At 57.7% G+C, this 14,959-nt stretch carries 17 protein-coding genes; 16 read left to right on the top strand and 1 reads right to left on the bottom strand.

The window, feature by feature from the left end; translation table 11 throughout:
- The first annotated feature begins 80 nt into the window (after positions 1 to 80).
- Entirely contained in the window at positions 81 to 1,742 is a 1,662-nt protein-coding gene (gene mqo / locus CSE01S_RS15935) for a malate dehydrogenase (quinone) (RefSeq protein WP_042290551.1), read from the top strand.
- Between the two features lie 91 nt (positions 1,743 to 1,833).
- Here mqo and eco read toward each other — a convergent pair whose 3' ends face one another.
- Positions 1,834 to 2,331: a serine protease inhibitor ecotin gene (eco, locus tag CSE01S_RS15930; protein ID WP_042290942.1), complete on the bottom strand. Its 498-nt coding sequence runs from the start codon at positions 2,329 to 2,331 to the stop codon at positions 1,834 to 1,836.
- Between the two features lie 412 nt (positions 2,332 to 2,743).
- Between eco and napF the strand changes: the two genes are divergently transcribed.
- The 15 genes from napF to CSE01S_RS15855 all read left to right on the top strand — a co-directional run bounded on the left by napF (position 2,744) and on the right by CSE01S_RS15855 (position 14,933).
- Positions 2,744 to 3,235, top strand: a complete 492-nt coding sequence (gene napF, locus CSE01S_RS15925; RefSeq protein WP_042290548.1) for a ferredoxin-type protein NapF — start codon at positions 2,744 to 2,746, stop codon at positions 3,233 to 3,235.
- Entirely contained in the window at positions 3,225 to 3,488 is a 264-nt protein-coding gene (napD, locus tag CSE01S_RS15920) for a chaperone NapD (protein ID WP_042290545.1), read from the top strand. The genes napF and napD overlap by 11 nt, the downstream gene beginning before the upstream one ends.
- Complete coding sequence (napA, locus tag CSE01S_RS15915) at positions 3,485 to 5,971, top strand: nitrate reductase catalytic subunit NapA (RefSeq protein WP_042290541.1); 2,487 nt, start codon at positions 3,485 to 3,487, stop codon at positions 5,969 to 5,971. The genes napD and napA overlap by 4 nt, the downstream gene beginning before the upstream one ends.
- Before the next feature lie 6 nt (positions 5,972 to 5,977).
- Entirely contained in the window at positions 5,978 to 6,673 is a 696-nt protein-coding gene (gene napG, locus CSE01S_RS15910) for a ferredoxin-type protein NapG (protein WP_042290539.1), read from the top strand.
- On the top strand, positions 6,660 to 7,523 hold the full coding sequence (gene napH, locus CSE01S_RS15905; RefSeq protein WP_042290537.1) for a quinol dehydrogenase ferredoxin subunit NapH: 864 nt from the start codon (positions 6,660 to 6,662) through the stop codon (positions 7,521 to 7,523). Before napG ends, napH begins: the two co-directional genes overlap by 14 nt.
- Positions 7,520 to 7,969 (top strand): nitrate reductase cytochrome c-type subunit, encoded by a 450-nt coding sequence (gene napB / locus CSE01S_RS15900; RefSeq protein ID WP_042290535.1) that lies wholly within the window; start codon positions 7,520 to 7,522, stop codon positions 7,967 to 7,969. The genes napH and napB overlap by 4 nt, the downstream gene beginning before the upstream one ends.
- Positions 7,970 to 7,978: 9 nt before the next feature.
- Positions 7,979 to 8,581, top strand: coding sequence for a cytochrome c-type protein NapC (gene napC, locus CSE01S_RS15895; RefSeq protein ID WP_042290532.1), 603 nt, complete (start codon positions 7,979 to 7,981; stop codon positions 8,579 to 8,581).
- Between the two features lie 23 nt (positions 8,582 to 8,604).
- Positions 8,605 to 9,225 (top strand): cytochrome c biogenesis heme-transporting ATPase CcmA, encoded by a 621-nt coding sequence (ccmA, locus tag CSE01S_RS15890; protein WP_042290530.1) that lies wholly within the window; start codon positions 8,605 to 8,607, stop codon positions 9,223 to 9,225.
- Positions 9,222 to 9,881 carry a heme exporter protein CcmB gene (gene ccmB / locus CSE01S_RS15885; RefSeq protein WP_042290527.1) on the top strand — a complete coding sequence of 220 codons (660 nt, stop codon included), beginning with the start codon at positions 9,222 to 9,224 and terminating at the stop codon, positions 9,879 to 9,881. Before ccmA ends, ccmB begins: the two co-directional genes overlap by 4 nt.
- 86 nt (positions 9,882 to 9,967) lie before the next feature.
- Positions 9,968 to 10,705: a heme ABC transporter permease gene (locus CSE01S_RS15880; RefSeq protein WP_042290523.1), complete on the top strand. Its 738-nt coding sequence runs from the start codon at positions 9,968 to 9,970 to the stop codon at positions 10,703 to 10,705.
- A complete protein-coding gene (gene ccmD / locus CSE01S_RS15875; protein ID WP_042290520.1) occupies positions 10,702 to 10,914 on the top strand; it encodes a heme exporter protein CcmD in 213 nt (70 codons plus the stop codon). The genes CSE01S_RS15880 and ccmD overlap by 4 nt, the downstream gene beginning before the upstream one ends.
- Positions 10,911 to 11,390, top strand: a complete 480-nt coding sequence (gene ccmE, locus CSE01S_RS15870; RefSeq protein WP_042290518.1) for a cytochrome c maturation protein CcmE — start codon at positions 10,911 to 10,913, stop codon at positions 11,388 to 11,390. The genes ccmD and ccmE overlap by 4 nt, the downstream gene beginning before the upstream one ends.
- Entirely contained in the window at positions 11,387 to 13,330 is a 1,944-nt protein-coding gene (locus CSE01S_RS15865) for a heme lyase CcmF/NrfE family subunit (RefSeq protein ID WP_042290515.1), read from the top strand. The genes ccmE and CSE01S_RS15865 overlap by 4 nt, the downstream gene beginning before the upstream one ends.
- A complete protein-coding gene (gene dsbE / locus CSE01S_RS15860; RefSeq protein WP_042290513.1) occupies positions 13,327 to 13,884 on the top strand; it encodes a thiol:disulfide interchange protein DsbE in 558 nt (185 codons plus the stop codon). The genes CSE01S_RS15865 and dsbE overlap by 4 nt, the downstream gene beginning before the upstream one ends.
- Entirely contained in the window at positions 13,881 to 14,933 is a 1,053-nt protein-coding gene (locus CSE01S_RS15855) for a cytochrome c-type biogenesis protein CcmH (RefSeq protein ID WP_042290509.1), read from the top strand. The genes dsbE and CSE01S_RS15855 overlap by 4 nt, the downstream gene beginning before the upstream one ends.
- The last annotated feature ends 26 nt before the right edge of the window (positions 14,934 to 14,959 follow it).

Genomic DNA, 14,959 nt, shown 5'->3' with positions numbered 1-14,959 from the left:
GTTGAAATGTTAACGTTGATGCCGCTCGATTTTCACCTGCAAAAAGCAAAAAAACGATACTAAAAGTAAGGCATTACAATATGAAAAAAGTGACTGCCATGCTCTTCTCAATGGCCGTGGGGCTGAATGCTGTCTCTATGGCGGCAAAAGCGAAAGCGACGGAAGAGCAGGAAACGGACGTGCTGCTGATTGGCGGCGGCATCATGAGCGCCACATTAGGAACCTATCTGCAAGAACTGGAACCTGACTGGTCGATGACCATGGTGGAACGCCTTGACGGCGTGGCGCAGGAAAGCTCGAACGGCTGGAATAACGCCGGCACCGGGCACTCGGCGCTGATGGAGTTGAACTATACGCCTAAGAAAGCCGACGGCAGCATCAGTACCGAAAAGGCAGTCGAAATTAATGAAGCCTTCCAGATTTCCCGTCAGTTCTGGGCGCATCAGGTGAAGAACAACGTTCTGCACGATCCGCGCTCCTTTATCACCACCGTCCCGCACATGAGCTTTGTCTGGGGAGATGAGAACGTCAACTTCCTGCGTGCCCGCTACGCCGCGCTACAGCAGAGCACGCTGTTCCGTGGAATGCGCTATTCCGAAGATCATGCGCAGATTAAAGAGTGGGCGCCGTTGGTGATGGAAGGGCGTGACCCGAACCAGAAAGTGGCCGCCACGCGTACCGAAATTGGTACGGACGTCAACTATGGTGAAATCACGCGACAGCTGGTGGCCTCGCTGCAGAAAAAACCTAACTTTGCGCTGGAGCTGAATACAGAAGTGCGCGGCTTTAAACGCAACAGCGACAACACCTGGACGGTTACCGTCGCGGATCTGAAAAAGGGTGAAGCGGAACATCAGATTAAAGCGAAGTTTGTCTTTATTGGCGCAGGCGGTGCGGCGCTGAAGCTGCTGCAGGAAACCGGTATTCCTGAAGCTAAAGACTATGCTGGTTTCCCGGTGGGCGGCCAGTTCCTGGTTGCGGAGAATCCGGACGTGGTGAATCGCCACCTGGCGAAAGTATACGGTCAGGCTTCCGTTGGCGCACCGCCGATGTCCGTCCCGCATATCGATACCCGCGTGCTGGACGGTAAGCGCGTGGTGCTGTTCGGGCCGTTCGCCACTTTCTCGACAAAATTCCTGAAAAACGGCTCGCTGTGGGATCTGCTAAGCTCCACCACCACCTCGAACTTTATGCCGATGGTGAACGTTGGAATGGATAACTTCGATCTGGTGAAATACCTGATTAGCCAGGTGATGCTGAGCGACGACGATCGTTTTGAGGCACTAAAAGCGTATTATCCGCAGGCTAAAAAAGAAGACTGGCGTCTGTGGCAGGCGGGCCAGCGCGTGCAGATCATCAAGCGTGATGAAGACAAAGGTGGCGTGCTGCGTCTGGGCACAGAAGTGGTGAGCGATAAAGAAGGAACCGTTGCGGCGCTGTTAGGTGCATCGCCGGGCGCCTCCACCGCAGCACCGATCATGCTGCACCTGATGGAAACGGTATTTAAAGACAAGGTGGCGACTCCGGAATGGCAGGCGAAGCTGAAGACGATTATTCCGTCTTATGGCACGAAACTGAACGGAAATGTGGCGGCAACGGAGCAGGAGTTGCAGTACACCAGCGAAGTGCTTGGTCTGAAATACGATACGCAGCAGGCCGCGGACGCCGCGCCGAAACCCCAGCTAAAACCGCAGGCGCAACCGCAGCCCGCGCGTAAAGAAGTGGCGGATATCGCGCTTTAATCCCGAGTCGCGGTTGGCGCTGCGCTCATCCGGCCTGCAACGAAAATCCGTAGGCCGGATGAGGCGGTGCCGCCAGCCGATAAACCGTGCCTTAACGCGCTACCGCATCCTGAATTTTCTCTTCCGCTTTCCAGATACGGTACTTCACGTCGACGTTCGCCGGGGTATAGACCACGATCGGCAGTTTGCTGTTATAGCGCAGCATCCCGTCGTCGCCCAGATAAGCGGTAACAAATTTTTTCTCTTTCTTACCGTCCGGGCAGGCCATCATAGTGGAAACCGGCGAGGTGAGTTTATCAAACACATAATAGTCATAGCCCCAGCCTTCCAGCGTCTTGCTGTCCAGTTCGCCGCCCAGGCGGTGCTGATTGCAGTCGACTTCCAGCGTCTGGCCAATCAGCAGTTCCACTTTCAGGGTAGATTCGTCTTCCTGATGGGGTAGCTGAATCACCTGGCGCTTCATGCCTTTTTCCGCCTGTGGATACGGCGCGATTTTTTCCAGTGGCTGTGGGCTGCTCTCCGTTGAGGCCGCCCAGGTGGCGGTACTGGCGAAGGCAGCGAACATAACGGCAGGGACAATTGTCTTCATTTTTGAGTTCACAGGTGTTCCTTTTATGTCTTATGAACGGTTTTAAGGTCAGGCTAACACATTCCTTTAATCAATAACTTCAGCTTTACGTATTTTTAAAGTGTATTAACTCTTTGTTGAGTTTTAGAGTGGTGATTTATTCTGAATAATTTAATATGTATAAGATAAATTGCTTACATGAATTGTTGCTGTATAAAGTATTATATAACCCTTTGATTTGTGCGCAGAAGCACATTCTGACAAGCTTCTTTAACACTCTTTTGATCCGACCACCTGTTTTACCCCGATTGGGGTATGCACCTCTGACACATCCTTTAATATCTTAGCCAACATAATAATGACGTAGTTGTAATGCGGTTTTTATTGTCGTTCACCCCGCCTGGGGGAGCGTCGTTTATGGAAGGGCGATGCCATGGTTGATCTATCCCGTCGAGGCATACTGACAGGCAGTTGGCGCAGCGCCAATAGCGGGATCCGTCCGCCGTGGAGCAGGGAAGAATCTCATTTTCTGTCTCATTGCACCCGCTGCGATGCCTGTGTCCAGGCGTGTGAAAACGACGTCCTGCAACGCGGCGCGGGCGGCTATCCGAGCGTTAATTTCAAACAAAACGAATGCAGCTTCTGCTATGCGTGCGCGCAGGCCTGCCCCGAATCTCTCTTTCTTCCGCGCCACACCAGGGCATGGGATCTGATTTTCACTCTCGGGCAAGGCTGTCTGGCGTACCAGTCGGTAGAATGCCGCCGCTGTCAGGATAGCTGCGAGCCTCAGGCGATTACCTTTCGCCCGACGCTGTCCGGCATATATCAACCGCAGCTCGACAATCTGGCCTGTAACGGATGCGGCGCGTGTGCCGCCAGCTGTCCGGTGTCAGCCATTACCGCGGAGTACAACCATGCACACTAACTGGCAGGTCTGCAGCCTGATTGTTCAGGCTAAAGGCGAACATTTACAGGATATCAGCGCGCGGGTGAACGCCTTTTCGGGTTGCGAAGTGGCGGTCAGTGACACCGAAAGCGGTCAGCTGATTGTGGTCGTCGAAGCAGAACACAGTGAAACGCTGATGCAAACAATTGAGTCGGTACGCAACGTTGCGGGCGTGCTGGCGGTGTCGCTGGTTTATCACCAGCAGGAAGAGCAAGGTGAGGAAACACCATGAAACTCAGTCGTCGTAGCTTTATGAAAGCTAACGCCGTTGCGGCCGCTGCGGCGGCTGCCGGGCTAAGCGTGCCGGGCGTCGCCCGCGCAGTTGTGGGTCAGCAGGAAGCCATTAAATGGGATAAAGCGCCCTGCCGTTTTTGCGGTACGGGCTGTGGCGTTCTGGTGGGAACCCAGCAGGGGCGTATCGTCGCCTGTCAGGGCGACCCGGACGCGCCGGTTAACCGTGGTCTGAACTGCATCAAGGGCTACTTTCTGCCCAAAATCATGTACGGCGATGATCGTTTAACGCAGCCGTTGCTGCGCATGAAAGACGGAAAATACAGCAAAGACGGCGAATTTACGCCGATCAGCTGGGATCAGGCTTTCGACGTGATGGAAGAGAAATTCAAAACCTCACTGAAAGAGAAAGGCCCGGAATCTATCGGTATGTTTGGTTCCGGTCAGTGGACCATCTGGGAAGGCTACGCCGCGGCGAAACTGTTTAAAGCCGGTTTTCGTTCAAACAACATCGATCCAAACGCCCGCCATTGTATGGCGTCGGCGGTGGTTGGTTTTATGCGCACCTTCGGGATGGATGAACCGATGGGCTGCTATGACGATATTGAGCACACCGACGCTTTCGTGCTGTGGGGCGCCAACATGGCGGAGATGCACCCGATCCTCTGGTCACGCATCACCAACCGTCGTCTGTCCGATCCGAACGTGACCGTCGCCGTACTGTCCACCTTCCAGCATCGTAGCTTTGAGCTGGCGGACAACGGCATGATCTTCACCCCGCAGACTGACCTGGTGATCCTCAACTACATCGCGAACTACATCATTCAGAACAACGCGATTAACCAGGATTTCTTCAGTAAACACGTCAACGTGCGCAAAGGGGTGACCGATATTGGTTACGGCCTGCGTCCGACCCATCCGCTGGAGAAAGCGGCGAAGAACCCCGGCTCCGACGCCTCCGAACCGATGAGCTTTGAAGATTACAAAGCCTTTGTTGCGGAATACACACTGGACAAGACCGCCGAAATGACCGGCGTGCCCAAAGATCAGCTGGAAAAACTGGCGCAGCTGTACGCCGATCCGAATAAAAAAGTGATCTCCTACTGGACGATGGGCTTCAACCAGCATACCCGCGGCGTGTGGGCCAACAACCTGGTGTACAACATTCACCTGTTGACCGGCAAAATCGCCCAGCCGGGTTGCGGACCGTTCTCGCTGACCGGTCAGCCTTCCGCCTGCGGCACCGCGCGTGAAGTGGGGACGTTCTCTCACCGTCTGCCGGCGGACATGGTGGTGACCAACGAAAAACACCGCGATATCTGTGAGAAGCACTGGAATATCCCGGCGGGGACGATTCCGGCGAAGGTGGGGCTTCACGCTGTCGCTCAGGACCGGGCGTTGAAAGACGGTAAGCTTAACGTCTACTGGACAATGTGTACCAACAATATGCAGGCCGGTCCGAACATCAATGAAGAGCGTATGCCTGGCTGGCGCGATCCGCGCAACTTTATCATTGTCTCCGATCCGTATCCGACCGTCAGTGCGCTGGCCGCCGACCTGATCCTGCCCACTGCGATGTGGGTGGAAAAAGAGGGGGCTTACGGCAACGCCGAGCGTCGCACCCAGTTCTGGCGTCAGCAAATTAAAGCGCCGGGTGAGGCTAAATCCGACCTGTGGCAACTGGTGCAGTTCTCGCGCCGTTTCAAAACCGAGGAGGTGTGGCCGGAAGAACTGCTGGCGAAGAAACCGGAACTGCGCGGTAAAACGCTGTACGACGTGCTGTTTGCCACCCCGGCGGTCACGAAGTTCCCGGTGGCGGAGCTGAAAGAGGATCAGCTTAACGATGAGTCCCGCGAGCTGGGCTTCTATCTGCAAAAAGGGCTGTTCGAAGAATACGCGTGGTTTGGACGCGGTCACGGTCACGATCTGGCCCCGTTCGACGATTATCACAAGGCGCGGGGGCTGCGCTGGCCGGTAGTGGACGGCAAAGAGACGCAGTGGCGCTACAGCGAAGGTCATGACCCGTACGTGAAGGCGGGCGAGGGCTACAAATTCTATGGCAAGCCAGACGGCAAAGCGGTGATCTTCGCGCTGCCGTTTGAGCCAGCCGCCGAATCGCCTGACAAAGAGTATGACCTGTGGCTCTCAACCGGCCGCGTACTGGAGCACTGGCATACCGGCAGTATGACCCGCCGCGTGCCGGAATTGCACCGCGCGTTCCCGGAAGCGGTGCTGTTTATCCATCCGTTGGATGCGAAAGCCCGCGATCTGCGTCGTGGCGACAAAGTGAAGGTGATCTCCCGTCGTGGCGAGGTTGTTTCGATTGTCGAAACCCGTGGACGTAACCGTCCGCCGCAGGGGCTGGTGTACATGCCGTTCTTCGACGCCGCGCAGCTGGTGAACAACCTGACGCTGGATGCGACGGATCCGCTCTCTAAAGAGACGGATTTCAAGAAGTGCGCCGTGAAACTGGCGAAGGTGTAAGCCATCATGTCCCGGTCAGCGAAACCGCAAAATGGCCGCCGCCGCTTTCTGCGCGACGTGGTTCGCACAGCGGGCGGGCTGGCAGCTGTAGGCGTGGCGCTGGGGCTGCAACAGCAGACCGCGCAAGCCACAGGCGTGCGGCTGCGCCCGCCCGGCGCGCTGAGCGAAAACGCGTTCGCCAGCGCCTGCGTGCGCTGCGGGCAGTGCGTACAGGCGTGTCCGTACGACACCTTAAAGCTGGCGACGCTGGCGTCGGGTTTGTCGGCGGGAACACCCTATTTTGTTGCCCGCGATATTCCCTGCGAAATGTGCGAAGACATTCCGTGCGCCAGGGTCTGCCCCAGTGGAGCGCTGGATAAAGACATCGAATCCATTGATGACTCGCGCATGGGGCTGGCGGTGCTGTTGGATCAGGAAAACTGCCTGAACTTTCAGGGACTGCGTTGCGACGTCTGTTATCGCGAGTGCCCGAAAATCGACGAGGCCATCACGCTGGAGCTGGATCGCAATATGCGTACCGGCAAGCATGCGCGATTTCTTCCCACCGTTCACAGCGACGCCTGTACCGGCTGCGGTAAGTGCGAAAAAGTCTGCGTCCTGGAACAGCCCGCCATCAAGGTGCTGCCGCTGTCGTTGGCGAAAGGGGAGTTAGGCCACCATTACCGCTTCGGTTGGCTGGAGGGGAACGATGGCAAATCGTAAACGTGACGCCGGGCGCGAAGCGCTGGCGAAAAAAGGCTGGTGGCGCAGTCACCGTTGGCTGGCGCTTCGCCGCCTCAGCCAGTTTGCGGTGCTGGGCATGTTTCTTAGCGGACCGTGGTTTGGGGTGTGGATCCTGCATGGCAACTACTCCGGTAGCCTGTTGCTGGACACCATCCCGCTGACCGATCCGCTGATGACCCTGCAAAGCCTGGCGAGCGGTCATCTGCCCGCAGCGCTGGCGCTGACCGGGGCGGTGATTATTGCTCTGCTGTACGCCCTGGCAGGAAAGCGATTGTTTTGCAGTTGGGTCTGTCCGCTGAATCCCGTGACCGATTTTGCGGCCTGGCTGCGCAGAAGATTTGACCTGAATCAGTCCGCAACGCTGCCGCGTCATATACGGTACGTGCTGCTGGTTGTGGTCCTGGTCGGATCGGCCCTGACCGGAACGCTGCTGTGGGAATGGATCAACCCCGTCTCCCTGATGGGGCGTAGCCTGGTGATGGGCTTTGGTAGCGGCGCACTGCTGATTATCGCTCTGTTTTTGTTTGATTTACTGGTCGTTGAACACGGCTGGTGCGGACATCTCTGTCCTTTAGGCGCGCTGTATGGCGTGCTGGGTAGCAAAGGCGCATTAACCGTTGCGGCGACTGACCGACAGAAATGTAACCGCTGTATGGACTGTTTTCATGTTTGCCCGGAACCGCATGTGCTACGTGCCCCGGTGCTGGATGAGCAAAGCCCGGTGCAGGTCACCAGTCGCGATTGCATGACCTGCGGTCGCTGCGTGGATGTCTGTTCTGAGGATGTATTTACAATAACTACACGATGGAGTTCGGGAGCGAAATCATGAAAAGCCATGACCTGAAGAAAGCGCTGTGTCAATGGACGGCCCTGCTTGCCCTGGTAGTCAGCGGCGCGGTCTGGGCGGCAAACGGAGTGGATTTTAGCCAGTCGCCGGAAGTGTCCGGTACGCAGGAAGGGGCGATTCGCATGCCGAAAGAGCAGGAGCGTATGCCGCTGAATTATGTCAACCAGCCGCCGATGATTCCCCATAGCGTCGAGGGTTATCAGGTGACCACTAACACTAACCGCTGTCTGCAATGCCACGGCGTAGAAAGCTATCGCACCACTGGCGCGCCGCGCATCAGCCCGACGCACTTTATGGACAGCGACGGTAAAGTGCTGGCGGAAGTGGCGCCGCGTCGTTATTTCTGCTTGCAGTGTCACGTCCCGCAGGCCGATGCCGCGCCGATTGTTGGCAACAGCTTTACGCCATCCAAAGGTTACGGAAAATAAGAGGTCGTTATGGAAAATGCTAACCGTAAACCTGGCCGGATTAAGCGCCTCTGGCAATGGTGGCGTCGCCCCAGTCGCCTGGCGCTGGGCACGCTGCTGTTAATCGGGTTCGTTGGCGGCATTATTTTCTGGGGTGGATTCAACACCGGGATGGAAAAAGCCAACACCGAAGCGTTCTGCATCAGCTGCCACGAAATGCGTAACACAGTGTACCAGGAATACATGGAAACCGTGCACTACAACAACCGCAGCGGTGTGCGCGCAACCTGTCCGGACTGCCATGTGCCGCACGAATGGGGACCGAAGATGATCCGCAAGATCAAGGCCAGCAAAGAACTGTATGCCAAAGCGCTCGGCCTGATCGATACGCCGCAGAAATTCGAAGATCATCGTCTCACTATGGCGCAAAACGAATGGCGAAGAATGAAAGACAATAATTCGCAGGAGTGTCGCAATTGTCACAACTTCGAATTCATGGACTTAACTGCCCAAAAAGGCGTCGCGGCGAAAATGCACGACCAGGCGGTGAAAGACGGCCAAACCTGTATTGACTGCCATAAAGGGATTGCCCACAAGCTTCCCGATATGCGCGACGTTAAGCCGGGCTTCTGACGGGATGGTAATGAGTGGGTAGTATGCTTGAAGCCAGAAAGTTGCTCTGCGAACGGGATGAGCGGATCTTATTCAGCGATTTGTCATTCCGGGTCAACGCGGGTGAGTGGATACAAATCACCGGGCGCAACGGCGCGGGGAAAACAACCCTGCTGCGGTTGCTGACGGGGCTTGCTCGCCCCGACGCCGGGGAGGTGTGCTGGCAAGGGCAACCGCTGCATCGTGTGCGGGACAGCTACCATCAAAATTTGTTGTGGATTGGACATCAGCCGGGCATAAAAACCCGGCTGACGGCGTTGGAGAACCTGCGCTTTTTCCATCAGGACGGCGACACCGCGCAGTGCCTGGCGGCATTGGCGCAGGCTGGTCTTGCCGGATACGAAGATCTTCCCGTTAATCAACTTTCTGCCGGTCAGCAGCGCCGGGTGGCGTTAGCGCGCTTGTGGTTGACCCACGCCCGGCTGTGGATCCTCGACGAACCTTTTACCGCGATCGATGTGAACGGCGTTGAACGCCTGACGCAGCGCATGGCGCAACATACCGACCAGGGGGGGATGGTTCTCCTCACCACTCACCAGCCGCTGAACGTCGCCGCAGATCGCATTCGTCGCATCGCGCTTAACGCTGTGAGGGAAGCGTCATGATGTGGCGTATTTTCCGGCAAGAGCTGCGCGTCGCGTTTCGCCATAGCGCGGAAATCGCCAACCCGCTGTGGTTCTTCCTGATCGTTATTACGCTGTTTCCCCTGAGCATCGGCCCCGAGCCACAGCTGCTGGCGCGTATTGCCCCTGGCATTATCTGGGTCGCCGCACTGCTGGCCTCACTGCTGGCGCTGGAGCGACTGTTTCGCGACGATCTGCAGGACGGCAGCCTTGAACAACTGATGTTGCTGCCGATCCCCCTGCCAGTGGTGGTGTTGGCGAAAGTGCTGGCCCACTGGGTGGTGACGGGCTTACCGCTGTTGATCCTTTCTCCGTTAGTGGCGCTGCTGCTGGGCATGGACATTTACGGCTGGAAAATTATGGCGCTGACGCTCTTGCTGGGAACGCCGACGCTGAGCTTTCTCGGTGCGCCGGGGGTGGGGCTCACGGTCGGGCTGAAGCGCGGCGGCGTGTTGCTGAGCGTGCTGGTGCTGCCCTTGACCATTCCCCTACTGATTTTTGCGACCGCCGCTATGGACGCGGCGTCAATGCATTTACCGGTCGACGGTTACATGGCGATTTTAGGCGCGCTACTGGCGGGAAGCGCGACGTTGAGTCCGTTTGCGACAGCGGCGGCGTTACGTATCAGCGTGCAGTAGACCGGTACAGGCTGTAGGCCGGAGAAGGCGAAGCCGCCCCCCGGCGCCACGGAATTTCATTGGTTTAGAGAGGTCTGGTGACTTATATGTGGAAAACACTTCATCAACTGGCTATGCCCCCACGGCTGTATCAGATCTGCGGCTGGTTCGTCCCGTGGCTGGCCGTCGCCAGCGTCATCGTCCTGGCGACCGGCTGGATTTGGGGATTCGGCTTTGCCCCTGCGGATTATCAACAGGGGCAGAGCTACCGCATTATTTATCTGCACGTTCCGGCGGCGATCTGGTCGATGGGGATATACGCCGCCATGGCGGTAGCGGCGTTTATCGGTCTGGTCTGGCAGTTGAAAATGGCAAACCTGGCGCTGGCCGCGATGGCGCCGATTGGCGCGGTGTTCACCTTTATCGCCTTGGTGACTGGCTCCGCGTGGGGCAAACCCATGTGGGGCACCTGGTGGGTGTGGGACGCGCGGCTGACCTCTGAACTGGTGCTGCTGTTTCTCTATGTCGGCGCCATTGCGCTCTGGCACGCTTTTGACGATCGCAAGATGGCCGGGCGCGCGGCGGGGATCCTGGTGCTGATCGGCGTCGTTAACCTGCCCATCATCCATTACTCCGTGGAGTGGTGGAATACCTTACACCAGGGCTCGACCCGGATGCAGCAAAGCATTGACCCGGCGATGCGTACGCCGCTGCGCCTGGCAATTGTCGGCTATCTGCTGCTATTTATCACGCTGACGCTGATGCGCATGCGTAACCTGATTCTGATGATGGAAAAACGCCGCCCGTGGGTGAGCGAACTGATTTTAAAAAGGGGCCGCCAATGACCACTGCATTTGCATCCTGGAGTGAATTTTTCGCCATGGGCGGCTACGCCTTTTATGTCTGGCTGGCCGTGGCGATGAGCGTGATTCCGCTGGCAGTATTGGTTGCGCATACCGCTACCCGGCAGCGAGCCATTTTGCGCGAGGTTGCCCAACAGCGGGCGCGCGAAGCGCGGATGCGCGCCGCCCAGACTCAGCAGGAGGCCGCGTGAATATTCGACGTCGAAACCGCTTATGGATAGCCTGCGGTGTGCTGGCAGGGCTGGCGCTGACCATTACGCTGGTGCTGTATGCGCTGCGTTCCAATATCGATCTGTTTTATACCCCCGGCGAGATCCTTTATGGCAAGCGAGAAACCCAGGAGATGCCGGAAGTTGGTCAGCGCCTGCGCGTCGGCGGCATGGTGATGCCCGGCAGCGTGAAGCGCGATCCGGACACCCTGAAGGTTAATTTCAGTATTTATGACGCTGAAGGCGTGGTGGATGTGAGCTACGAAGGCATACTTCCGGATCTGTTCCGTGAAGGGCAGGGCGTTGTGGTGCAGGGGGAACTCGGCGAGAAAAACCATATCCAGGCGAAAGAGGTGCTGGCGAAACATGACGAAAACTACACGCCGCCGGAAGTGGAGAAAGCGATGCAGGAAAACCATCGCCGCCCGGAAAGCGTGTATAAGGATGCGTCGTCATGATGCCTGAAATCGGCAATGCGCTGCTCTGCCTGGCGCTGGGTGTCGCGCTCCTGCTTTCCATATATCCGTTATGGGGCGTGGCGCGTGGCGACGCGCGGATGATGGCCTCGGCGAGACCCTTTGCCTGGCTGCTGTTTATTCTGGTAATGGGCGCATTTTTGGTGCTGGTCAACGCTTTCGTGGTCAATGATTTCACCGTGATTTACGTTGCCAGCAACTCGAATACCCAACTGCCGGTGTGGTACCGGGTTGCCGCAACCTGGGGCGCCCACGAAGGCTCTCTGCTGCTGTGGGTGCTGCTGATGAGCGGCTGGACCTTCGCCGTGGCGCTGTTTTCGCAACGGATGCCGCTGGATATCGTCGCCCGCGTACTGGCGGTAATGGGGATGGTCAGCGTTGGCTTCCTGTTGTTTATACTCTTCACCTCCAACCCGTTTGCCCGCACGCTGCCCGATTTCCCCATTGAAGGGCGCGACCTGAACCCGCTGCTGCAGGATCCGGGGCTTATTTTCCATCCGCCGCTGTTGTATATGGGCTACGTCGGCTTCTCGGTGGCCTTTGCTTTTGCCATTGCCGCGTTGTTGAGTGGCCGTCTGGACAGCACTTTCGCCCGCTTCTCGCGCCCGTGGACGCTCGCGGCGTGGGTGTTCCTGACGCTCGGCATTGTGCTCGGTTCGGCCTGGGCTTACTACGAACTTGGCTGGGGCGGCTGGTGGTTCTGGGACCCGGTAGAAAATGCGTCGTTTATGCCGTGGCTGGTGGGAACGGCGCTGATGCACTCGCTGGCGGTGACTGAACAGCGCGCCAGCTTTAAAGCGTGGACGCTGCTGCTTTCCATCAGCGCCTTTTCGCTCTGTTTGCTCGGCACCTTCCTTGTGCGCTCCGGGGTGCTGGTATCGGTACACGCCTTTGCCTCCGATCCGTCACGCGGTATGTTTATCCTCGCCTTTATGGTGCTGGTGATTGGCGGATCGCTGCTGCTGTTTGCTACCCGGGGGCACAAGGTTCGTTCACGGGTGAACAATGCGCTCTGGTCGCGTGAGTCGCTGCTGCTCGGTAACAACGTGCTGCTGATTGCCGCGATGTTAGTGGTGCTGTTAGGAACGCTGCTGCCGCTGGTGCACAAGCAACTGGGGCTGGGCAGTATTTCCATCGGCGAGCCGTTCTTTAATACCATGTTTACCTGGCTGATGGCGCCGTTTGCGCTGCTGCTGGGCATTGGACCACTGGTGCGCTGGGGGCGGGATCGCCCGCGTAAGCTGCAACGCCTGTTGGTCGTCGCCCTTGTCAGTACGTTGGCGCTCTCTTTCCTGCTGCCGTGGCTGTTTGAGGATAACATCGTCGCGATGACGGTGGTCGGGCTGGTGATGGCCTGCTGGGTGTTCGTGCTGGCGATCGCCGAGGTGGCGCAGCGCGTTACCCGCGGCACGAAAATGACGCCGGGCTACTGGGGGATGGTATTAGGGCACGTTGGCCTGGCGGTGACTATCGTGGGTATCGCGTTTAGCCAGAACTACAGCGTTGAGCGCGATGTACGCATGAAGGCGGGCGATAGCGTTGATATTCATGAATATCGCTTTACCTTCCGCGAAGTGAAAGAGATCACCGGACCAAACTACCGGGGCGGCGTAGCGATTATCGGCGTTACGCGGAACGGGAAGGCGGAAGCGACGCTGCATGCGGAAAAACGTTTTTACAACAGCACCCGTTCGATGATGACGGAAGCGGCAATTGACGGCGGGATCACCCGCGATCTTTACGCAGCGCTGGGTGAAGAGCTGGAAAACGGCGCATGGGCGGTACGCCTGTATTACAAACCGTTTATCCGCTGGATTTGGGCGGGCGGGCTGCTGATGGCGCTGGGCGGGCTGTTCTGCCTGTTCGATCCGCGCTACCGCAAGCGCAAGCAACCGCAAAACACGGCGCCGGAGGCAGTATGAAGCGCAACGTACTTTTGATCCCATTGATAATTTTTCTGCTGATTGCGGCGGCGTTGCTGTGGCAGCTGGCGCGTAACGCCGAAGGGGATACGCCAACCAACCTTGAGTCGGCGCTGGTGGGTAAACCGGTGCCCACGTTCCGCCTTGAGTCGCTGGAGAACCCCGGCAAGCACTATGAAGCGGATGTCCTGACCCAGGGCAAACCGGTGTTGCTTAACGTCTGGGCAACATGGTGTCCGACTTGTCGCGCCGAGCATCAGTATCTGAATCAGTTGTCAGCGCAGGGTATTCGCGTGGTGGGTATGAACTATAAAGACGACCGGCAGAAAGCGATCGCCTGGCTGAAAGAATTAGGAAATCCTTTTGCCCTGAGCCTGTTTGACGGCGACGGGATGCTGGGACTGGATCTGGGCGTGTATGGCGCGCCGGAAACCTTCCTCATCGACGGTACCGGCATTATTCGCTATCGCCACGCCGGTGATTTGAACGCCCGGGTATGGGAAAGTGAGATCAAGCCGCTGTGGGAGAAGTACAGCAAGGAGGCCGCGCAATGAGGACTCTGTTAGGCGCGTTGATGCTGCTGCTTTCAGCGAACGCGCTGGCCACTATTGATGTCATGCAGTTTAAGGACGAGGCGCAGGAACAACAGTTTCGCCAGCTCACCGAGCAGCTTCGCTGTCCAAAATGCCAGAATAACAGCATTGCCGATTCCAACTCGATGATCGCGACCGATCTGCGCCAGAAGGTATATGAGCTGATGCAGGAAGGAAAAAGCCAGAAAGAGATCGTCGACTACATGGTGGCGCGCTACGGCAATTTTGTGACTTACGATCCGCCGCTGACGCCGCTGACCATCCTGCTGTGGGTGCTTCCTGTCGCGGCGATCGGCGCCGGAGGCTGGATAATTTACGCGCGCTCGCGTCGCCGGGTAAGGGTGAAACAGGACGCTTTTCCTGACGAGCAGCCTGCACTGGCGGGTAAGCGCGCCGGGTTTGGCGCGTATCTGCCGGGCATAGTGATTGCCCTGGCGGTTGGCGGCGTTAGCTATTATCACACCGGAAACTTTCGTCAGGTACAAATCTGGCAGCAGGCGACGGCGCAAACGCCGGCACTGCTGGAACGTGCGCTGGATCCGAACGCCCAGCCTCTGAATGAAGAGGAGATGACCCGCCTGGCGCTGGGCCTGAGAACCCGCCTGCAGGATGATGGGGCAAATGTGGAAGGCTGGATCATGCTGGGGCGGATTGGCATGGTGTTAGGCAACGCCAGCACCGCGACCGAGGCCTATGCCAACGCGTATCGGCTGGATCCGAAGAACAGCGATGCCGCGCTTGGCTACGCCGAGGCGCTGACTCGTTCTTCCGATCCTGACGATAATCTGCGCGGCGGGGAACTGCTTCGACAGCTGGTGCGCAGCGATCATGCCAATGTTCGGGTACTGAGCATGTATGCCTTTAACGCCTTCGAGCAGCAGCGCTTTGGCGAAGCGGTGGCGGCCTGGGAAATGATGCTGAAACTGTTGCCCGCCAACGATACCCGCCGCGCGGTTATCGAACGCAGTATTGCGCAGGCGTTACAGCAGCTTTCGCCGCCGAAGGAGTAACCTTACAGCAGCTTTCGCCGCCGAAG

This window comes from Citrobacter sedlakii NBRC 105722, from assembly GCF_000759835.1.
GTDB classification, from domain to species: Bacteria; Pseudomonadota; Gammaproteobacteria; order Enterobacterales; family Enterobacteriaceae; genus Citrobacter_A; species Citrobacter_A sedlakii.
This window is presented reverse-complemented; position numbering and strand designations above follow the sequence as displayed.

Coding starts and splice junctions, on each gene's coding strand:
- napH (WP_042290537.1), top strand. CDS start 6,660: ATGGCAAATCGTAAACGTGACGCCGGGCGCGAAGCGCTGGCGAAAAAA.
- napC (WP_042290532.1), top strand. CDS start 7,979: ATGGAAAATGCTAACCGTAAACCTGGCCGGATTAAGCGCCTCTGGCAA.
- CSE01S_RS15865 (WP_042290515.1), top strand. CDS start 11,387: ATGATGCCTGAAATCGGCAATGCGCTGCTCTGCCTGGCGCTGGGTGTC.
- napG (WP_042290539.1), top strand. CDS start 5,978: ATGTCCCGGTCAGCGAAACCGCAAAATGGCCGCCGCCGCTTTCTGCGC.
- ccmB (WP_042290527.1), top strand. CDS start 9,222: ATGATGTGGCGTATTTTCCGGCAAGAGCTGCGCGTCGCGTTTCGCCAT.
- mqo (WP_042290551.1), top strand. CDS start 81: ATGAAAAAAGTGACTGCCATGCTCTTCTCAATGGCCGTGGGGCTGAAT.
- ccmA (WP_042290530.1), top strand. CDS start 8,605: ATGCTTGAAGCCAGAAAGTTGCTCTGCGAACGGGATGAGCGGATCTTA.
- CSE01S_RS15880 (WP_042290523.1), top strand. CDS start 9,968: ATGTGGAAAACACTTCATCAACTGGCTATGCCCCCACGGCTGTATCAG.
- napD (WP_042290545.1), top strand. CDS start 3,225: ATGCACACTAACTGGCAGGTCTGCAGCCTGATTGTTCAGGCTAAAGGC.
- CSE01S_RS15855 (WP_042290509.1), top strand. CDS start 13,881: ATGAGGACTCTGTTAGGCGCGTTGATGCTGCTGCTTTCAGCGAACGCG.
- ccmD (WP_042290520.1), top strand. CDS start 10,702: ATGACCACTGCATTTGCATCCTGGAGTGAATTTTTCGCCATGGGCGGC.
- napB (WP_042290535.1), top strand. CDS start 7,520: ATGAAAAGCCATGACCTGAAGAAAGCGCTGTGTCAATGGACGGCCCTG.
- napF (WP_042290548.1), top strand. CDS start 2,744: ATGGTTGATCTATCCCGTCGAGGCATACTGACAGGCAGTTGGCGCAGC.
- napA (WP_042290541.1), top strand. CDS start 3,485: ATGAAACTCAGTCGTCGTAGCTTTATGAAAGCTAACGCCGTTGCGGCC.
- dsbE (WP_042290513.1), top strand. CDS start 13,327: ATGAAGCGCAACGTACTTTTGATCCCATTGATAATTTTTCTGCTGATT.
- eco (WP_042290942.1), bottom strand. CDS start 2,331: ATGAAGACAATTGTCCCTGCCGTTATGTTCGCTGCCTTCGCCAGTACC.